Source organism: Streptosporangium heterodermiicola (assembly GCF_051390675.1).
Lineage (GTDB): Bacteria > Actinomycetota > Actinomycetes > Streptosporangiales > Streptosporangiaceae > Streptosporangium.
In genome coordinates this window covers 1-17,160 of sequence record NZ_JBPJSR010000019.1, presented here as the reverse complement: position 1 = coordinate 17,160, position 17,160 = coordinate 1, and the positions used below count along the sequence as shown (strand labels likewise).

The following is a 17,160-nucleotide window of genomic DNA, read 5'->3' as shown; positions in this document are numbered from 1 at the left end:
CTGTCAGAGCGTCCGGGCGTAGGGGTCCCAGTCCTCGGCGACCGGCTCCGTCGCCGGGGCCGAACTCCGCACGGGCACGGCCTCCCCGCGCTCGATCGACTCCGAGACCGCGGCCATCGTGTCCAGCACGTGGTAGGCCAGGTGGCCGGAGGCCCGGTGCGGCACCCCGGCCCGTACGGCGCGGGCGATGTCCAGCGTGCCGAGGCCGCGGCCTCCCACCGGGCCCAGGGCCGGTACGGTCGTCCAGTCGTCGTCACCGGCGCGCCGGATGTGGAGATCCCCGTCGAAGTGGTTCGGGTCCGGGACGGACAGTGTCGCCTCGGAACCCACGATCTCCACATGACCCACCCGGCGATGCGGGGAGTCCCAGCTCAGCACGGTCGTCGCGGCCTGCCCGGCCTCGAACTCGGCGAGGACGGCGACGTGCGTCGGGACCCGCACGGTGATCTCCTGCCCGGCCTTGGGCCCGACCCGCAGGACGCGCCGGGGCCGCGCGATCCGCCCGGTCGCCACCACCGAGCGGAACGAGCCGAGGAACTGGGCCAGCGCGGTCAGGTAGTAGGGCCCCATGTCCCACAGCGGGCCCGCGCCGCGCGAGAGCAGCACCTCCAGGTTGCGGTGGTCGTCCACCGGCCCCGGCACCTCGAACAGGGTGAGCCCGGTCAGCGGCACGCCGATGTCGCCCCGCTCGATCATCCGCCTGGCCGTCTGCAGCCCGGCGCCGAGGAAGGTGTCGGGCGCCCCGCCGACGCGGAGCCCGGCGCCCTCCGCCGTCTCCAGCAGCCGCAGCCCGGCGGCACGGTCCAGGGAGAACGGCTTCTCGGTCCACACGTGCTTGCCCGCGCCGAGTGCCGCCAGGGACACCTCGGTGTGCGCGGCCGGGATCGTCAGGTTGACGATGATCTCCACGTCGGGGTGCTCCAGCGCCCGCTCCGGGAGACCCGACTCCGGCACCCCGTACGCCGCGGCCTGCTCGGCGGCGCGGTCCGGGTAGAGGTCCGTGACGATGCGGACGTCCAGGTCGGGGAAGCGGGTGAGGTTCTCCAGATACTGCTCGCTGATCTTCCCGGCGCCGATGACGCCGACCCCCATCGGGCCGGAGCCGCTCACGCCTCGACCTTCGGGTTCAGATAGGCGAAGCTCGCGGCGATCGCCTCGAAGACGTCCCCGTCGTAGTCGTCGAACTCGACCGCCCCGGCCTCCAGGTGCGGCACCGCGGCGAGGATCTCCGGCCAGGGCAGCGTGCCCTGGCCCGCCGGGAGCTGCTGGGTGTTGTCCCGGCTGACGGGGCCGTCCTTCAGGTGCAGGAAGCGCACGCGGTCGCTCACGCGGCCCAGCAGGGCCAGCACGTCCTCGCCCCCCACCGCGACCCAGTAGGCGTCGACCTCCAGCACCACCTCGGGACGGAGCCGGTCGGCCAGGGCCTCCAGGGCGGTGCGGCCGCCGAACCGCCGTTCGAGCTCCCACCAGTGGTTGTGGTACCCGACCCGCAGGCCGTAGTCGGCGGCCTTCACCGCCGCGGCGTTCAGATGACCGGCGATGCGGGTGACGTCGTCGTCGGTGGTCCAGAACTCCTCCGGGATGAACGTGTCCACCACCGTGTTCGCGCCCAGCCTGTTCGCCGCCGAGAAGATCGCGTCCAGGTCGACGTCGACCAGGGACGAGGTCATCGTGGGGGAGACCAGGCCGTTGGCGGTGACCGCGTCGAGGAACTCCGGACCGCGGGAGTACAGCCTGTACGAGGACTCGATCTGCCGGTAGCCGATCGCGGCGACCCTGGCGAGCGTGCCCGGCAGGTCCTCGTCGATGGCATGCCGGACGCTGTAGAGCTGGAGGGACAGCGATCGGAGGGGCACGGTGAATCCTTCGCCGGTTGAGGCGTACCGTCCACCCGTCATGCTCGATACCGATCATCGGTGGGCCACGTACGCCAATATTTGGTAGTAAAGTAACGAATATATGTGAACTGCACATCATGTCAAGGGTGTTACGCGCGTGCTTCCGGGTGCTTACCGCACAACCCGACGTCGTGCGGGAAGTGATGGGTCCACCACCTCGCGGTAGGCGGGCGGGGACATCCGCGTCGACGCGCTCGCGCCCGGCGCCCTCGACGCCTCGACACTCACTCGGCCGGCGAGGCGTCGTCGCACTTGGCGACGACCTTCCTTCTCGGGCGTACGCCGCCATACCCGCCCGCCCGTGACCATGGGCGGACTGGCCGGTGACCTGGAGTCCCAGTAAGCTCCCGGCATCACGCCACTTTCGGCAGCGCCTCGCCTAGGTCCATCACGGCCTGCACGTCGGGCCAGGTAGTGACCAGGTGGCCATGGAGCCGACTCAGGTCTGCCGCGAGCCGGGCCGAAGAGGTCGCGTGCGCGATGGTGACAGCCCGCATCGCGACCGCGGACGCCTCCTCGGGCTCACTTTCTGCGGCATGGGTGAGCGCGAGCTGGTAGATGTAGTTGGCCGCCCATTCAGATCCCTGCAGGTCAACCGCGAGCGCGCCGAGCCCTTGCTTGAGCAGGTCAGCGGCCTGCCCGTTCCGACCGAGGTAGCGGTAGGCGAGACCGCGCTGCAGCGTCAGGTAGGTGGGCGAGTAGAAGTAGATCCACGGCGGCTCGCGGTCGGGTCGCTCTGCGGACTTCAGTGCCAGTTCCACGGCCCGATCCAACAGTCGATCGGTTTCATCCGCCTCGCCCGCCAGAGCGTGTCCCCGAGCTTCCTGCTGAGCCGCCAGGGCGCGTAGTCCGGAACTCGCGGCGGAGTCTCGCTGAGCGGCCTGCGACAGGCCGATCAGCGGACCAACCTTGCGGCTGAGCCACGCGAGATGCCCCTTCATCGACAGGGCCGTGGCGACCATGTCAGGGGCTCCCACTTCAGTTCCGTATTCGAGCACCCGATCGTAGAAGACGTTTGCCTCCCTCGCGCGGCCCGTGTTGGCGTGCAGCCAGCCGGAAAACTGCGCGTACTGCGCAGCCATGTCCAGCATGGGGGTGCGTAGCTTCCCGCGAGCTTCAGCGAGCAGGTCCTCAACGGTCGCCAGTTCCGCCCGGACGGGGACAATGAGGCATTCGGAGCCGAGTGCATCCTCTACTCGGCGCTGCTCGGCGAGGATGACGCCCAACGAGCCGATGACGGCGGTATCGAGGCGTCGAGGTTGACGGGCGGCGTGAACCAGCCTGTCCTCGTCTTCCGGATCAAACTGCTCGCTGTATTCCACTCCCTCGTAACGGGGAGCCGCAGGAGAGTCGCTGAACAGGCTTGCCTCGTCGAAGCCGAAGACCAGGGCGAGCAACTGCGGGTATGGAGAACGAGGTCGAGCCCTGCCCGCCTCCCAGTCCCTGAGCATCCGGGTCAGGGATTCCCTGGCCGGCAGGCGGATACCGGCATGCTCACGAGCCGCCTCGGTGAGGCGCCGGGCCACTTCTTTCTGCGTCCAGCATTCGCCATGGCGTGCGGCCTTCAAGCGCGCGGCCCAGGTCGGCAAACCCATGATCACCTCGCGGACGTGGGAGGACTCCGCTTTCCTCCTCCATCCTCCTCTATCGGATAGCGAATGCGCCGCGTTCTCATGGACCCGTCGTGTCGGTGACATGGCATCCACAAAAGGCGGAGCCCGCCACGGCATCGCGCGCCGGGACGGGCCCCTTGATCAGGAAGGCTCTCCTGACCCGTGAACAACCTTAATGCTCCGGTTCTCGACCGGACTACGGCGAGTGGCTGTGGCTGCTTCGCCGACGCCCCGCCCCTGCCGATGGGCTGCGCCGACTGCGGGCACGCCCCCTACGCGCACGGCTGCCCCGGCCGGGCCGCCGACCACGAGTACGCGCAGCCGTCGGCCGAGCTGATGGACGTGCGCCTTCAGGCCCGCCGCCTCGGCGTCCCGCTGCCCGCCTTCGTGTCGTCCGTCGATCAGGCGCCCGCCGAGGTCATCTCCCCGATGCCCGCGCGGGGCCGCCCCGAGCCGCCCGTCCCGGTCGTGCCCGAAGCGCCGACGCCGCCCAGGCGCACGCCCCGCCCCGTCCGTCCGGCGACACGGCCCGCCGCCACCGCACCGCCCCGACGCGACGAGGTCCGGCGCCCCGTGTCCCGGCGGGTCGAACCCCGCGAAGACCGCGCGGCCCGCCTGGCGCTCGCCCGTGACCCGCGCTCCCGGCGCCGGGCCCGCGTCGCGGCCCGCGCGCACGCGCACGACGCCCCACCTCCGAGCACGGGCCCGAGGTCGGCCACCTGGCCGCCGCTCACCCTCCTCGACCACCGGACCCTCCGGCCGGGGCCCGCCGTCGCCTCCGGCCAGGGCTACCCCCTGGACGTCCCCGCGTCCCGGCGGCACCAGCCCCATCGGTGGGAGGTCGCGGCGTGAACGCGACCCCGCCGCAGGGCGACACCCCCATGAGCAGGCGCGGCGGTGGACCACCTTCCCAGACGTACGCCGCCGCGCCGTCGACCACCGAACCGTCGTCCGCCGTGCGGCGGGCCGGGGACCTGGCCACCGTTCTGGGTGGGGTCTACGGCATCCGGGCCGACGTCCACGAACTCGCCTCCGGCAACGCCATCGTGTCCGTCTTCCTCGGACTCCTGGCCTACACCGACGGCGAGAAGTACTGGTGGACCGGCCCCGAGCTCAGCGGCTCCGGTGCACCCGTGCTCAGCTCCGCGCTGACGCTGCCCGCCGCCGCCGAACAGCTCGCCGGGCACTACGCGATCCTGCGCGCCCGCCCGGCTACCGGTGTGCCGATGGGCGAGCTGCCGCTGCCGGCCGACGCGCTCCTGCCCGACGACGCCGGCGATGTCGTCCCGCGCTGACGCCGACGTGGCACACGCCGCCCGACAGGGGCGGGTCCCGGGGCCGCGCCCCCCATCGAAGCCCCCCATCGAACGAAAGGAGCGACCGTGAACCTGCCCTTCGGCACGCCGGGAGGTGACCGGTTCGGCGCGGCCACCTGGCGGCCCGGCGCCGTCACCGCGCTCAAGCACCTGCGGACCGAGCCGCACACCCACCGGATCTACCCGGAGATCGCCTACGACAAGGGCGAACCCCGCCTCATCGTCAGCCCCAGGCTGACCGTGTGGGCCGACCGCCAGGGCGAGTTCTTCACATGGGGCGCCGTCTACCTGGAGGAGTCCGCCGAGTCCGCTCGGGCCGACGACGTGCCGCAGGTCGCACGCCGACTCGCCGAACGGTTCGGCGAGCACTACACCGAGCCGACCACGACCCCATGAGCGGCGCGAGGGAGCGCGCGATGGCGACCACCCCCGGCACTCCGAGCGGCGAGCCGGCCGCCCGTGGCGAATGGCCCTGCCCCGGGGTCAGCGCGCACCCGGTACGCGTCGTTCCGAAGCGTCAGGCGCTCGGCTGGGATTCGGTACCGCAAGGCCGCTACCGCGTCGTGGAACACACATGCTCCTGCCGGACGGTCTTCTACGAGCTGATCTCCTGCGGTGGCACCTACATGATTCACCGGGTGATCCAGAGCGGGCCACCGGAGCACGCCTTCACCGGACGCTGGACGCTCCGCGAAGCGCGGGAAATGTGGCAACGGTTGTTGAACGGGCAGGCACGATAGCCGAACACGAGGAAGGCCCCGGCTCTCCGAGGAGGCACTGCCCACCGCCACCACACGATCAGTGGGGGCTCCTCTCCACCCGGCCGGGCGTTCCCACCCGGCGGGGGCGGCCCGCCTTCCGTTCGTGGACGGAACCACCCGGCTGGGCGAGCGGTCGTGAGGCTCCGTGACACCCGTCACCGCGCCCTCCCCGGCGTCTCGGTGACGGCCCGCCCAGGAGCACGGGGATACAGCGACGCCGAGACGAGCAGGACGAGGGCCGCGATCGCCCAGGCGACGGCCGTACCGGCCCGGTCGGCCAGCCATCCGACGGCCAGTGAGGAGACCAGCGCGCCGAACTGGAGCTGCAGGGAGTCGACGGACATGAGCGTCGCCCGCCGGGTGGAGGTGACGCGCCGGTGCATCATCTCCGCCCGGAGCAGGCCGGTCACGGAGAGCCCGGCGAACAGCACGACGTAGGCCGCCGCCGCGGCCACGACGCCGGGCACGCCGGACAGCGCCACGGAGGCGGCGAGCCCGCCCAGCGCCCCGGAGGTGACCACGGTCGCGGCCGTCGCGGCACGGGCCGAGGTGCCGAACAGCCGGGCGGTGGCGGGACCGAGCGCGTGGCCCATCGCGTTGGCGGCGAAGCCGAGGGCCGCGACGACCGCGTACACCGTGCCGCCGCTCTCCGCGCCACCGGTCAGGGCGGCCAGCCGCCCGGGGGTCAGCAACTCGATCGCGTTGATCGCGACGCCGATCGCGAAGGCGACGAGCAGGAGCCTGCTCAGGCCGCGGTCGCGAAGCGCGAGCCGCAGGCCGGTGCCGATCGTGGCGGGCACGTCCCGCAGCACCCCGGTGAACGTGGGGCGCGGGCGCGGCGCCTCCGGCATCGCGACGAGCGCCGCCACCAGCAGGACGGCGTACGCCGCCGCACCCGCCAGCACGGGAGCCGCCAGGGGGGTGATGACGTGCTCGGGTACGGCGAGCGGGGCGAACCCCCCGGCCAGCACCCCGGCGCAGAGCGCGACCGAGCCCATGGCCTCACCGTGCGCCAGGCCGGGCTTGAGGTCCGCGTCCGGTCCGCGCGTCGCGTGCAGCGTGTCGACGTACCAGGCCTGGGCCGGGCCGCTGGACAGGGCTCTCGCCATGCCCTTGAGGAGCGCGGCGAGCAGGAACTGCCAGGTCGTGGTGGCGAGGGCCAGCACGGTCAGGCCCGCCAGGCCGAACGCGGCGGAGGCGGCGAGCACGACCCGGCGGCCCAGCACGTCGGCGAGCCCGCCGGTGGGCAGCTCCAGCGCGATACAGGTGGCCGAGTAGGCGGCGACCACCAGGCCGACCATGGCGAGATCGAGTCCCCGCCCGGTCATGAGCAGAACCATCGGGGCCAGGGCCAGACCGGGAGGCAACCAGGTCAGGAAGGAGATCAGCGCGAAGCGTCGCCGCGCGGACCGGGGGGAGGGGAGGGTCATCGGCATCCGCCTGTTCGTGGGGTTCCGAGACGGGAGCCGCCGATCGATGTCGACGGGAGCCGCCGGCGTCACACGCGACGGCCGGTTCTCGCGGACATCACCCGGCTCAGGGCGGCTCGCGCGGTGGCCGTTCGGCTTCCGCCGGGTCGTGAGGTGCTTGTTCGGGTCCCGCCGGGTCGTGGGGTGTTTGTCCGGGGGCCGCTGGTTCGCCGGGTGGTCGTCCGGCCTTCGCCGGCTCGCGCGGTGCCTGTTCGGTTCTCGCCGGTTCGCGCGGCGGTGTCATCGGCCCCAGCGGTCCGCCGGAGGGGCGGTGGGGGAAGACCCCGAGGTGGACGTTGACCGGCTCGGCCGAGGGGTCGCCCGCGTCTCGTCCGGCCAGTTCCCTGGCCAGCTCCATCGCGCGGCGGTGGAACTCCGCGACGGAGGCCGGGGTGAGCCGCACGGTCTCGTCGCTCATCCCGGCGGCGTCGATCCACTCGGCACCCCAGGCGTCCATCTCCCGCTCGAACGACGCGTGGTCGCGGGCGAGGATGTCGAGCTGGCGGCGGCGCATCGCGGCGGCCGCCTCCCGGCCCTCCGGCGTGCCGACCAGCTCGGCGTTGCTCCACGCCGTGTAGCGGTGGCGGGCCCGCCAGCGGCGCTCCCGGGCGTCGCGCCGCTCGGGGTCCTCCTCGATGAACCCGTATCTGGCCAGCTCGCGCAGGTGGTAACTGGTCGAGCCCGAACTCTCGCCGACCTTCCTGGCCAGCTCGGTCGCCGTCGCGGGCCCCTCGACGCGGAGCAGGCCGAGCAGGTGGCCGCGCAGCGGATGGGCCACGGCCTTCAGGACGCGCGGATCGGTGATGCGATACCTCTCGCTCATGTCGCTCCTCTCGCGCGTACGAGACCGAAGCCCACGAGCGCGCCCCGGGCCGCTGTCCGGAGCCTAACTTCGCAAAGGTATCTTTGCAAATATTCTTTTGCGATCCTCGGGGACGCGTGACCACCGAAACCCCCGATAGCCCGATAGCCCCCGTGGGATCTGACGGGTCAGCACTCCTCGGCGACCATGCTCTCCAGGACGGGCAGCGCGACGGCGAGCGCCGCGCGCTGCTCCGGGCTGAGCCGGGCGAGCCGCGCGCCGAGCAGCGCCGCGCGCCGAGAACGCACCTCGGCGAGCACCCGAACCCCCTCGGGCGACAGCGCCACCCGGACGGAGCGCGCGTCCTCGGCGTCGATCGTCCGGACGATCAGCCCCCGGTGGCCGAGCGCCACGAGGACGCGGCTCATGGTCGGCGCGGTGACGGCCTCGCGCTGGGCCAGCTCGCCCAGGCGCAGCGGGCCGTGATTCTCGATCGAGACCAGGGTGGACAGCTGCAGAGGGGGGACGTCGTTGGTGGCGATCCGGACGCGCCGGTGCAGCCGGCCGACGGCGAGGCTCAGCCGGCTCGCGAGGTGCGCCTCGCCGGGCGCCGTCTCACTCATCGCCCCTCCCGTTCCTCGTGGATGTAGAGATCACCGCGGAACAGCGAGACCACGGCCCCCGCGACCGCCAGGACGGCGGCGAGGACGAAGACCACGACCAGGCCCTCGCGGAACGGCCCGGACAGCAGCGTCGGCAGGAAGGTCCTGCTGGTCAGCGTCGCCACGGTCGAGGCGGGCAGCTCGTGCAGAACCCCGGCCGCGTTCAGCAGCGAGGAGAGCGGGTTGCTGCCGAGGAACGCGGCGAACATCATCCCGACCGGGGGTATGGCGGAGACCACGGTCACCGCGTGCGCCGGCACGCCCTGGACGGCCAGGCCCGCGTGCAGCGCGCCGGGCAGCGACCGGGACAGCCCGGCGACCAGGAGCGAGAAGAACACGCCGATGGACAGCACCATGCCGGCGTTCTGGAAGGTGGCCCTGATGCCGGAGGCCACGCCGCGCTGGTCGGCGGGCACCGAGTTCATCACCGCCGTGGTGTTCGGCGCCGAGAACAGCCCGGAACCGATGCCGTTGAGCAGCAGCAGGAGCGCGAAGGCCGGATAGCCGAAGACGACCGGCAGCGCCAGCATGCCCAGGAAGGTCACGGCCATCAGGAGGAGACCGCCGGTGGCCAGGAGCCTCGCCCCGTACCGGTCGGACAGGTAGCCGGAGACCGGGCCCGCGACGAGGAACCCGAGGGTGAGCGGGCCCAGGTAGACGCCCGCCCACAGCGGGGTCTCCGCGAAGTCGTAACCGTGCAGGGGCAGCCAGATGCCCTGAAGCCAGATGATCAGGATGAACTGCAGCCCGCCGCGGGCTGTCGCGTTGAGCAGCGCGGCCGCGTTCCCGGCCCAGAACGCCTGGATCCGGAAGAGCCCGAGGTGGAACATCGGCTGCGCCACCCGCGCCTCCACCGCGCAGAACACGGCCAGCAGGGCGAGGCCGCCGATCAGCCCCGCGACGACCAGCGGGTTGGTCCAGCCCTCGGTGTGGCCGCCGTAGGGCTGGATGCCGTACGTGATCGCGGCGAGCAACGCGGTCAGGCCGAGGGCGAAGGTCAGGTTGCCCCACCAGTCGATCCGCAGGTCGTGACGGCGCGCCGCCGTCTCGTGCAGGTTGCGGTACGCCCACCAGGTGCCCACCAGGCCGATGGCCGCGCTGACCCAGAAGATCGACTGCCAGTGCCACGCGGACAGCAGCCCGCCGGCCACCAGCCCGACGAAGGTGCCGGCGAGCCCGGCGACCTGGTTGACGCCCAGCGCCGTGCCGCGCTGGCGGGCCGGGAACGCGTCCGTGATGATCGCCGTGGAGTTCGCCATCAGCATGGCGCCGCCGACCCCCTGCACCAGCCGCCAGCCGATCAGCCACAGCGCGCCCGCCCGGCCGCCCGCCGGGATCAGCGCGAGCGCCACCGAGGCGACCGTGAACACGGCGAAACCGGCACTGTAGACACGCACCCGGCCGTACATGTCTCCCAGCCGCCCCAGCGTGACCACCAGCACCGCCGTCACCAGCATGTATCCCATGAGCATCCACAGCAGGTAGCTCACGTTCTCCGGCGCCAGCGGGTCGAGCCGGATGCTGGTGAAGATGGCCGGCAGCGAGATGATCAGGATGGAGGCGTTCACCGTGGCCATGAGCATGCCCAGCGTCGTGTTGGACAGCACCGACCACTTGTAGGGAAGGCGCCCGCGTGGGCGGGACGGTGGCCGGGCCGGAACGACGGTGACAAGGGTGCGCATACGCCCTCCAGATTGGCGAATCTGGCGGAAAGTTAGTTGACGCACGCTAAGTATACGCGCCGCGGCTCCCGCCACCGGTGCCGCACCGCAGGTCAGAGGGGGTACGCGTCAGCACGACGGGGTTCTCCGGCTGCGGGAACCGGCCGTGGAAACCGGCCGTGGGAACCGATCACGGAAACCGGGCGCGGGGGGGTGGCCGTGGAAACCGGCCGTGGGATGCCGCCGTGGCCGGTACCGTGCCGCCCGGACGTCAGGAAAGGCAGCCGACGTGCGCGAGGGCCTGCTTCAGCAGGACACCCTGCCCGCCGAGCATCTCCTGCTGCACCAGCGGTGACGAGGCCTCCTCGGGGGTGAACCAGACGAGGTCGAGGGCGTCCTGGCGGGGGCGGCAGTCGCCCGCGACCGGGACGACGTAGGCGAGGGACACCGCGTGCTGCCGGGGATCGTGGTAGGGGGTGACGCCCTGGGTCGGGAAGTACTCGGCGATGGTGAACGGCTGCGGCGAGGCGGGGACGCGGGGCAGCGCCGTCGGGCCGAGGTCCTTCTCCAGATGGCGCATGAGCGCGTCACGGACGCGCTCGTGGTGGAGCACGCGGCCGGAGACGAGGGCGCGGCTGACCGCCCCGTCGGCTCCGATGCGCAGCAGCAGGCCGATACGCGTGACCACTCCCGTCTCGTCGACCCGTACCGGTACGGCGTCGATGTAGAGGATCGGCATCCGCGCGCGGGTCGACTCCAGTTCTTCGGGAGAGAGCCAGCCGGGCGTGGTTTCGGTCATTTCGGTCATTGACCGATCGTACGTCGCGGTCGGCTCGGAAACGCGTCGCCTCCCCGCGTCGCTTTCCCGCATCGCCTCCCCGCGTTGGCTTCCCGTGTCGGTTCCCCGCGCCGCCTTCCTGTGTTGGCTTCCCGCGCCGCCTTCCCGCGTCGGCCCCTGGGCCGATCTCCCGCCGGCGGGAACGACCCCCGGGGGACCGCCCGCCGGCCGTGAACGCGGCACACGGTAAAAGCCCAGGTCCGGATATGGGCCTGGGCTTTGTACGGGGTAGGGGGCAGGGATCACGAGATCGTCTGGAGGGTCCGGCAGGGCGTCGCCAGGGCGTCGGCGCACACCCGGTGCAGCTGCCCCTGGTGGAAGACCAGGGGGTCCCCGTCGTCGTCGTTCGTGGCCAGCGAGATCACCCTGGCGAGGATCAGCTCGTGGTCCCCCACGAGGTGGCTCGTCTCCAGGACGCAGTCGATCCACGCGAGCGCGCCGTCGATCTCCAGGTGGCCGCCCTCCTTCGCGGACCAGCCGACGCCGGAGAACCGGTCGGCGCCCCTGGTCGCGAACGACCGGCACACCGCCTCCTGCCTGACGCTCAGCAGGCTGATGGTGAAGGCGCCCGCGGCCCTGATCCGCGGCCACGTGGTCGAGGTGTGCGCGGCGCAGAAGGACACGATCGGCGGGTCGAGGGAGACGGAGGTGAAGGAGTTGACGGTGAAACCGCACGGCTCGCCGTCCGACATCGCGGCGATCACCACCACCCCGGTCGGGTACCGGCCGAGCACGCGTCGCATTCTCAGGCTATCGATCATCACTCACCTCGCTTCCCACGTCCGCTTGAGCCGGTCGAGATGGTCGAGGCCGCCGAGCACGGTGTCCGTGTCGGGGACGAAGTCGATGAGACAGCCGATCTCGTCGACGCCGACCCCCTCCAGGGAGCGCAGCAGGGCCATGCCGTCGTCGACCGTGCCGAAGAGGCCGCCGGTGTCGAAGTAGCGGTCGAAGGAGACCTCCAGGAGGTACTCGATGTCCTCGGGGTCCATCGACTCCGGGTCCAGGCCGGGGATCAGCTCCTCGGCCGCCTTCATGACCAGCCCGATCGAGCTGCGGAGATAGTCGGTGAACGGCTGGTGGACCACCTCGCGCACGCGGGCCCGGTCCTCGCCGAGGAAGGTGTGCAGCATCAGCACGACATGGCCGGTGCCGCCGTGGTTCCTGGCGAAGTGCTCGCGGTAGTCGGCGACCTTGTGCGCCAGCTCGTCCAGGCTCTGGCCGAGCAGGTGCGTGAGGATGCCGACGCCGAGCTCGCCCGCCTGGCGGAACGTCCCGGGGTTGCCCGAGCTGGTGAGCCAGGTCGGCAGTTCCGGCTGGATCGGGGCCGGATGGGTCCGGACCTTGATCGGCTCACCGGCGCCGTCGCTCAGCTCCACCGACTCCTGCCGCCACAGGCGCCGCACGGTGTCGACCGTCTCGGTCGTCACCCGCCTGCGGTCGCCGTAGGTCTCCGGCCGGAGCGCGAAGTCGTTCAGATGCCAGCCGGTCGCGAACGCGACGCCGGCGCGGCCGCCGGACAGGTTGTCCACGACCGCCCATTCCTCGGCGATGCGCGCCGGGTGGTGCAGCGGCGCCACGACGCTCCCGGCGCGGATCGCGACGTGCTCCGTCACGGCCGCGATGGCCGCGCCGACGACGGCGGGGTTGGGGTAGCGGCCGCCGAACTCGTGGAAGTGCCGTTCCGGCGTCCACACCGCGGAGAAACCGTGGGTGTCGGCGAATCGGGCCCCCTCCAGCAACAGCCGGTACTGATCGGTTCCTGCCCTTGCCTCGTCAGCGAAATAGAAAAGGCCAAAGTCCAACGGTTTCTCCTAACGTGCTGAGGGCTCGCATGGAGCACACGCTCATATACGGCCAAGCGTCACCAGTATTCGCAGGAGGGGAGAGGCCGAGTAACCCCTAGAATCCACTAGACGGGTGGTGGCGTACGCGGGGGTTCCCGATCTCCCCTCGCGCGGACGGCCGGTGGAGACCCTTTTCCGGGCACGCGCCCTCGCGACCGGTGCCGCGCGAAACGCCCAGGTGAACGTGTGTCATGGCCGCCTAGGTCCCGGCCCTCGGACCGCCGGCCCGGGTTCATCCGCCGACGAGACGCATGCCGCCCGGCGCCGGACCCTTACCTCGCGAGCCGTCCTAGGGGATTTCGTAGGGGAATACCGGTTGGATCTTTAGGGGCGAGTCTCGGTAGCTGCGCCGCCATCCCATGGGCTGGAATGAGGCGTGAATGAGGCGGGGCATCCGTTCACGCAATGAATGGCGCATTGTCGAATATCCCTGCTTATTGCCGAGAGGATATACGCGACGTGACTCTTACCACAGAACGCGGCCTGGAAACACCTCTCTCGCTGCGGGAGAGGGTCGCCGAACTCGGAATGCTCAAGGACCAGGCGCGCGGCGGTGACGTCCAGTCGGCCACGGAGCAGCAGCGGGCCAAGGGCAAGCTCACCGTCGACGAGCGGCTGGAACTTCTCTTCGACCCCGGCAGCTTCACCGAGATCGAGCAGCTGCGCAGGCACCGCGCGAGCGGTTTCGGCATGGAGAACCGGCGGCCGTACACCGACGGCGTCGTGACCGGGTGGGGCACCGTGCACGGCCGCACCGTCTTCGCCTACGCCCACGACTTCCGGATCTTCGGCGGCTCGCTCGGCGAGGCGCACGCCCAGAAGATCCACAAACTGATGGACCTCGCGACGGCGACGGGCGCGCCGCTCGTCAGCCTCAGCGACGGGGCCGGCGCCAGGATCCAGGAGGGCGTGACCGCCCTGGCCGGATACGGCGGCATCTTCCAGCGCAACGTACGGGCCTCCGGGGTCATCCCGCAGATCAGCGTGATGCTCGGCCCGTGCGCGGGCGGCGCCACCTACTCGCCGGCGCTCACCGACTTCACGTTCATGGTCGACGGCATCTCGCAGATGTACATCACCGGCCCCAGCGTGGTCGAGGCCGTGACCGGCGAGAAGATCAGCCACGACGGGCTCGGCGGCGCCCAGGTGCACGGAACGCTCTCGGGAGCCGCCGGATTCGTCTACGACAACGAGGCGGACTGTCTTGAGGAGGTCCGCTACCTGCTCTCCCTCCTGCCGGCCAACAACCGCGAGGCGCCGCCCGTCCTGCCGACGGCCGATCCGGCCGACCGGCGCTGCGACGCCCTCCTCGACATCGTGCCCGTCGAGCTCAGCAGGTCGTACGACATCCGCGAGGTCATCAGGGAGATCGTCGATCTCGGTGACTTCTTCGAGGTGCACACCCTGTGGGCGACCAACGTCATCTGCGCCCTGGCCAGGATCGACGGCCACGTGGTGGGGATCGTGGCCAACCAGCCCTCCTCGCTGGCCGGCGCGCTGGACATCGACGCCTCGGAGAAGGCGGCGCGGTTCGTCCAGTTCTGCGACGCGTTCAGCGTCCCGCTGGTCACCCTGGTCGACGTGCCCGGCTTCCTGCCGGGCAAGGACCAGGAGCACGCGGGCATCATCCGGCACGGGGCGAAGCTGCTGTACGCGTACTGCAACGCCACCGTTCCCCGCATCCAGGTCATCCTGCGCAAGGCGTACGGCGGGGCCTACATCGTGATGGACTCCCGCTCCATCGGCGCGGACCTGTCCTTCGCCTGGCCGACGAACGAGATCGCCGTCATGGGCGCCGAGGGCGCGGCGAACGTCGTGTTCCGCAAGGAGATCGCCGCGGCCGACGACCCCGAGCTGACGCGCGCCGAGATGATCAAGGAGTACCGGCAGGAGCTCATGCACGCCTACTACGCCGCGGAACGCGGCCTGGTGGACGACGTGATCGACCCGGCCGAGACCAGGGCGGTCCTGGCCAGGTCGCTCGCCATGCTCCGCGCGAAGAACGCGAAGGTCCCGTACCGCAAGCACGGAAACCTGCCGATGTGATGGCCGGCGACGACGTCATGTTCCGGTTCGTACGCGGTGAGCCCGACCAGGAAGAGGTGGCCGCGGTGCTGGCGGCCCTGTCGCGCACCGCCGCGATCCGGCCTCGGGACGACGACGACGCCTCCGCCCGTCTCCCTTCCTGGCATGAGCCGGGGGTCTTCGAGGCGCCGAATTCATGGTCCTCCCGGTGAACCAGAAGGAGTGCAAGTGATCACCGAAACCGGAACGTGGCTGCGGTCGTTCCAGGCCGCGCCGCCGTCCGCCACCCGCCTGATCTGCTTCCCGCACGCGGGCGGCTCGGCCTCGTACTTCCACCCCGTCGCCAGACAGCTCTCCTCGCGGCTCGACGTGCTGGCCGTCCAGTACCCGGGCAGGCAGGAACGCCGCCACGAGCCGTGCGTCGACGACATCGCGACGCTCGCGGACCGGCTGACCGAGGAGATCGTCCCGCTCGCCGACCGGCCGATGGCCTTCTTCGGCCACAGCATGGGCGCCGTGGTCGCGTTCGAGGTGTCCAGGAGGCTGCTGACGCACGGCGTCTCACCGCTGATCCTGTTCGCGTCGGGCCGGCGCGCGCCCTCCTGCACGCGCCACGAGACGGTGCACAAGGAGGGCGACCAGGCGCTCCTGGCCGAGGTGCGGCGACTCGGCGGGACCGACCTGCGCATGCTGAACGACCCCGAGGTCGTGAGCATGATCCTGCCCTCGCTGCGCGGCGACTACAAGGCGATCATGACCTATCGATGCCAGCCCGGAATCAAGATCGACGCGCCCGTCATCGCGCTCGTCGGTGACGACGACCCCCATGTCTCGCTGGACGAGGCGATCCGCTGGAAGGAACACACCAGCGGCGCCTTCGACATGCGGGTCTTCCGTGGCGGCCACTTCTACCTGAACTCCCACGCCCCAGCGGTGATGCGGACGATCACCGAAAGCATCCCGAGCGCGTAGTCCCACTTTCGATAGCGCGAAGAGTACGAGGCGAGCATGACTGCGAACGACACCAAACTCATCGAGGCCCTGCGTTCCTCGCTGAAGGAGACCGAACGGCTGCGCGCGCAGAATCGTTCTCTCACCGACGCGGCGCGCGAGCCGATCGCGATCGTGGGGATGGCCTGCCGGTTCCCCGGTGGGGTGTCCTCGCCCGAGGGCCTGTGGGACCTGGTGGCCGCCGGTGCCGACGCGATCGGCGAGTTCCCGACCAACCGTGGCTGGGACCTGGAGCGGCTCTACGACACCGACCCCGACAACCGGGGCACCTCGTACTCGCGCTCCGGCGGGTTCCTGCACGACGCCGGCGAGTTCGACGCGGGCTTCTTCGGCATCTCGCCGCGCGAGGCTTTGGCGATGGACCCGCAGCAGCGGCTGCTGCTGGAGGCGTCCTGGGAGGCGGTCGAGCGGGCGGGCCTTGACCCGGTGGGGTTGCGTGGCAGCCGTACGGGTGTCTTCGCGGGTGTGATGTACCACGACTACGCGCCCCAGCTCTCCGACGTGCCGGGCGAGCTGGAAGGCCTGATGGGCACCGGCAACTCGGGCAGCATCGCCTCGGGGCGGGTGTCGTACACGTTCGGGTTCGAGGGCCCGGCCGTCACGGTTGACACGGCGTGCTCGTCGTCGCTGGTCGCGCTGCACCTGGCCGTGCAGGCGCTGCGGTCGGGCGAGTGCGACCTGGCGCTCGCGGGCGGGGCGACCGTGATGGCGACCCCGGCGACGTTCGTGGAGTTCTCGCGGCAGCGTGGCCTGTCGGTGGACGGGCGCTGCAAGGCGTTCTCCGCGTCGGCGGACGGCACCGGCTGGGCCGAGGGCGTCGGCGTGCTGCTCGTCGAGCGGCTGTCGGACGCGCGGCGCAACGGTCACCGGGTGCTGGCCGTGGTGCGGGGCAGCGCGGTCAACCAGGACGGTGCCAGCAACGGGCTGACGGCCCCGAACGGCCCCTCGCAGCAGCGGGTGATCCGCCAGGCCCTGTCCAACGCGGGTCTGTCGGCTGTGGACGTGGACGTGGTCGAGGCGCACGGCACGGGTACCCGGCTGGGCGACCCGATCGAGGCGCAGGCGCTGATCGCCACCTACGGCCAGGACCGGTCGGAGGGGCAGCCGTTGTGGCTGGGGTCCTTGAAGTCGAACATCGGCCACACCCAGGCCGCCGCCGGTGTCGGTGGTGTGATCAAGATGGTGATGGCGATGCGGCACGGGACGCTGCCTCGGACGCTGCACGTGGATTCGCCGTCACCGCACGTGGACTGGTCA

The 17,160-nt window shown here is 71.3% G+C and carries 18 protein-coding genes; 8 read left to right on the top strand and 10 right to left on the bottom strand.

Annotation, left to right across the window (positions count from 1 at the left end; genetic code table 11):
* Positions 1-3: 3 nt before the first annotated feature.
* The 3 genes from ACSC1Q_RS32550 to ACSC1Q_RS32540 form a co-directional block, all read right to left on the bottom strand.
* Positions 4-1,110: a Gfo/Idh/MocA family protein gene (locus ACSC1Q_RS32550; RefSeq protein WP_436762531.1), complete on the bottom strand. Its 1,107-nt coding sequence runs from the start codon at positions 1,108-1,110 to the stop codon at positions 4-6.
* Positions 1,107-1,856 carry a sugar phosphate isomerase/epimerase family protein gene (locus ACSC1Q_RS32545; protein ID WP_436762530.1) on the bottom strand — a complete coding sequence of 250 codons (750 nt, stop codon included), beginning with the start codon at positions 1,854-1,856 and terminating at the stop codon, positions 1,107-1,109. Before ACSC1Q_RS32545 ends, ACSC1Q_RS32550 begins: the two co-directional genes overlap by 4 nt.
* A gap of 395 nt (positions 1,857-2,251) precedes the next feature.
* Positions 2,252-3,493, bottom strand: coding sequence for an NsdA family TPR-like regulatory protein (locus ACSC1Q_RS32540; RefSeq protein ID WP_436762529.1), 1,242 nt, complete (start codon positions 3,491-3,493; stop codon positions 2,252-2,254).
* Positions 3,494-3,673: 180 nt separating this feature from the next.
* On the opposite strand from ACSC1Q_RS32540, the gene ACSC1Q_RS32535 reads away from it, so the two are divergent.
* From ACSC1Q_RS32535 to ACSC1Q_RS32520, 4 genes are all read left to right on the top strand, one after another.
* Positions 3,674-4,363 (top strand): hypothetical protein, encoded by a 690-nt coding sequence (locus ACSC1Q_RS32535; RefSeq protein WP_436762528.1) that lies wholly within the window; start codon positions 3,674-3,676, stop codon positions 4,361-4,363.
* Positions 4,360-4,806 carry a hypothetical protein gene (locus ACSC1Q_RS32530; RefSeq protein ID WP_436762527.1) on the top strand — a complete coding sequence of 149 codons (447 nt, stop codon included), beginning with the start codon at positions 4,360-4,362 and terminating at the stop codon, positions 4,804-4,806. The genes ACSC1Q_RS32535 and ACSC1Q_RS32530 overlap by 4 nt, the downstream gene beginning before the upstream one ends.
* Positions 4,807-4,893: 87 nt before the next feature.
* Complete coding sequence (locus ACSC1Q_RS32525; RefSeq protein ID WP_436762526.1) at positions 4,894-5,223, top strand: hypothetical protein; 330 nt, start codon at positions 4,894-4,896, stop codon at positions 5,221-5,223.
* Positions 5,224-5,243: 20 nt separating this feature from the next.
* On the top strand, positions 5,244-5,567 hold the full coding sequence (locus tag ACSC1Q_RS32520; RefSeq protein ID WP_436762525.1) for a hypothetical protein: 324 nt from the start codon (positions 5,244-5,246) through the stop codon (positions 5,565-5,567).
* Between the two features lie 176 nt (positions 5,568-5,743).
* Here ACSC1Q_RS32520 and ACSC1Q_RS32515 read toward each other — a convergent pair whose 3' ends face one another.
* The 7 genes from ACSC1Q_RS32515 to ACSC1Q_RS32485 form a co-directional block, all read right to left on the bottom strand.
* Positions 5,744-7,024 carry an MFS transporter gene (locus ACSC1Q_RS32515; protein ID WP_436762524.1) on the bottom strand — a complete coding sequence of 427 codons (1,281 nt, stop codon included), beginning with the start codon at positions 7,022-7,024 and terminating at the stop codon, positions 5,744-5,746.
* 100 nt (positions 7,025-7,124) lie between these two features.
* Positions 7,125-7,880, bottom strand: coding sequence for a winged helix-turn-helix domain-containing protein (locus ACSC1Q_RS32510; RefSeq protein WP_436762523.1), 756 nt, complete (start codon positions 7,878-7,880; stop codon positions 7,125-7,127).
* A gap of 167 nt (positions 7,881-8,047) precedes the next feature.
* The gene (locus tag ACSC1Q_RS32505; protein ID WP_436762522.1) at positions 8,048-8,482 is read right to left on the bottom strand and encodes a MarR family winged helix-turn-helix transcriptional regulator; all 435 of its coding nucleotides are present in this window, start codon (positions 8,480-8,482) and stop codon (positions 8,048-8,050) included.
* The gene (locus ACSC1Q_RS32500; protein ID WP_436762521.1) at positions 8,479-10,203 is read right to left on the bottom strand and encodes an MFS transporter; all 1,725 of its coding nucleotides are present in this window, start codon (positions 10,201-10,203) and stop codon (positions 8,479-8,481) included. The genes ACSC1Q_RS32505 and ACSC1Q_RS32500 overlap by 4 nt, the downstream gene beginning before the upstream one ends.
* 250 nt (positions 10,204-10,453) lie before the next feature.
* The gene (locus ACSC1Q_RS32495) at positions 10,454-10,990 is read right to left on the bottom strand and encodes an NUDIX hydrolase family protein (protein WP_436762520.1); all 537 of its coding nucleotides are present in this window, start codon (positions 10,988-10,990) and stop codon (positions 10,454-10,456) included.
* A gap of 272 nt (positions 10,991-11,262) precedes the next feature.
* A complete protein-coding gene (locus ACSC1Q_RS32490; protein ID WP_436762519.1) occupies positions 11,263-11,781 on the bottom strand; it encodes a flavin reductase family protein in 519 nt (172 codons plus the stop codon).
* 3 nt (positions 11,782-11,784) lie between these two features.
* A complete protein-coding gene (locus tag ACSC1Q_RS32485) occupies positions 11,785-12,825 on the bottom strand; it encodes a MupA/Atu3671 family FMN-dependent luciferase-like monooxygenase (protein WP_436762518.1) in 1,041 nt (346 codons plus the stop codon).
* 570 nt (positions 12,826-13,395) lie between these two features.
* Between ACSC1Q_RS32485 and ACSC1Q_RS32480 the strand changes: the two genes are divergently transcribed.
* The 4 genes from ACSC1Q_RS32480 to ACSC1Q_RS32465 form a co-directional block, all read left to right on the top strand.
* On the top strand, positions 13,396-14,913 hold the full coding sequence (locus ACSC1Q_RS32480) for an acyl-CoA carboxylase subunit beta (RefSeq protein ID WP_436762647.1): 1,518 nt from the start codon (positions 13,396-13,398) through the stop codon (positions 14,911-14,913).
* Entirely contained in the window at positions 14,913-15,104 is a 192-nt protein-coding gene (locus ACSC1Q_RS32475; protein WP_436762517.1) for an acyl-CoA carboxylase subunit epsilon, read from the top strand. The genes ACSC1Q_RS32480 and ACSC1Q_RS32475 overlap by 1 nt, the downstream gene beginning before the upstream one ends.
* Positions 15,105-15,120: 16 nt before the next feature.
* Positions 15,121-15,864, top strand: a complete 744-nt coding sequence (locus ACSC1Q_RS32470; RefSeq protein WP_436762516.1) for a thioesterase II family protein — start codon at positions 15,121-15,123, stop codon at positions 15,862-15,864.
* A gap of 36 nt (positions 15,865-15,900) precedes the next feature.
* A partial coding sequence (locus ACSC1Q_RS32465; protein ID WP_436762515.1) for a type I polyketide synthase occupies positions 15,901-17,160 on the top strand: 1,260 nt, incomplete at its 3' end.

Coding starts and splice junctions, on each gene's coding strand:
- ACSC1Q_RS32520 (WP_436762525.1), top strand. CDS start 5,244: ATGGCGACCACCCCCGGCACTCCGAGCGGCGAGCCGGCCGCCCGTGGC.
- ACSC1Q_RS32495 (WP_436762520.1), bottom strand. CDS start 10,990: ATGACCGAAATGACCGAAACCACGCCCGGCTGGCTCTCTCCCGAAGAA.
- ACSC1Q_RS32505 (WP_436762522.1), bottom strand. CDS start 8,482: ATGAGTGAGACGGCGCCCGGCGAGGCGCACCTCGCGAGCCGGCTGAGC.
- ACSC1Q_RS32480 (WP_436762647.1), top strand. CDS start 13,396: ATGCTCAAGGACCAGGCGCGCGGCGGTGACGTCCAGTCGGCCACGGAG.
- ACSC1Q_RS32515 (WP_436762524.1), bottom strand. CDS start 7,024: ATGCCGATGACCCTCCCCTCCCCCCGGTCCGCGCGGCGACGCTTCGCG.
- ACSC1Q_RS32500 (WP_436762521.1), bottom strand. CDS start 10,203: ATGCGCACCCTTGTCACCGTCGTTCCGGCCCGGCCACCGTCCCGCCCA.
- ACSC1Q_RS32490 (WP_436762519.1), bottom strand. CDS start 11,781: ATGATCGATAGCCTGAGAATGCGACGCGTGCTCGGCCGGTACCCGACC.
- ACSC1Q_RS32510 (WP_436762523.1), bottom strand. CDS start 7,880: ATGAGCGAGAGGTATCGCATCACCGATCCGCGCGTCCTGAAGGCCGTG.
- ACSC1Q_RS32540 (WP_436762529.1), bottom strand. CDS start 3,493: ATGGGTTTGCCGACCTGGGCCGCGCGCTTGAAGGCCGCACGCCATGGC.
- ACSC1Q_RS32475 (WP_436762517.1), top strand. CDS start 14,913: ATGGCCGGCGACGACGTCATGTTCCGGTTCGTACGCGGTGAGCCCGAC.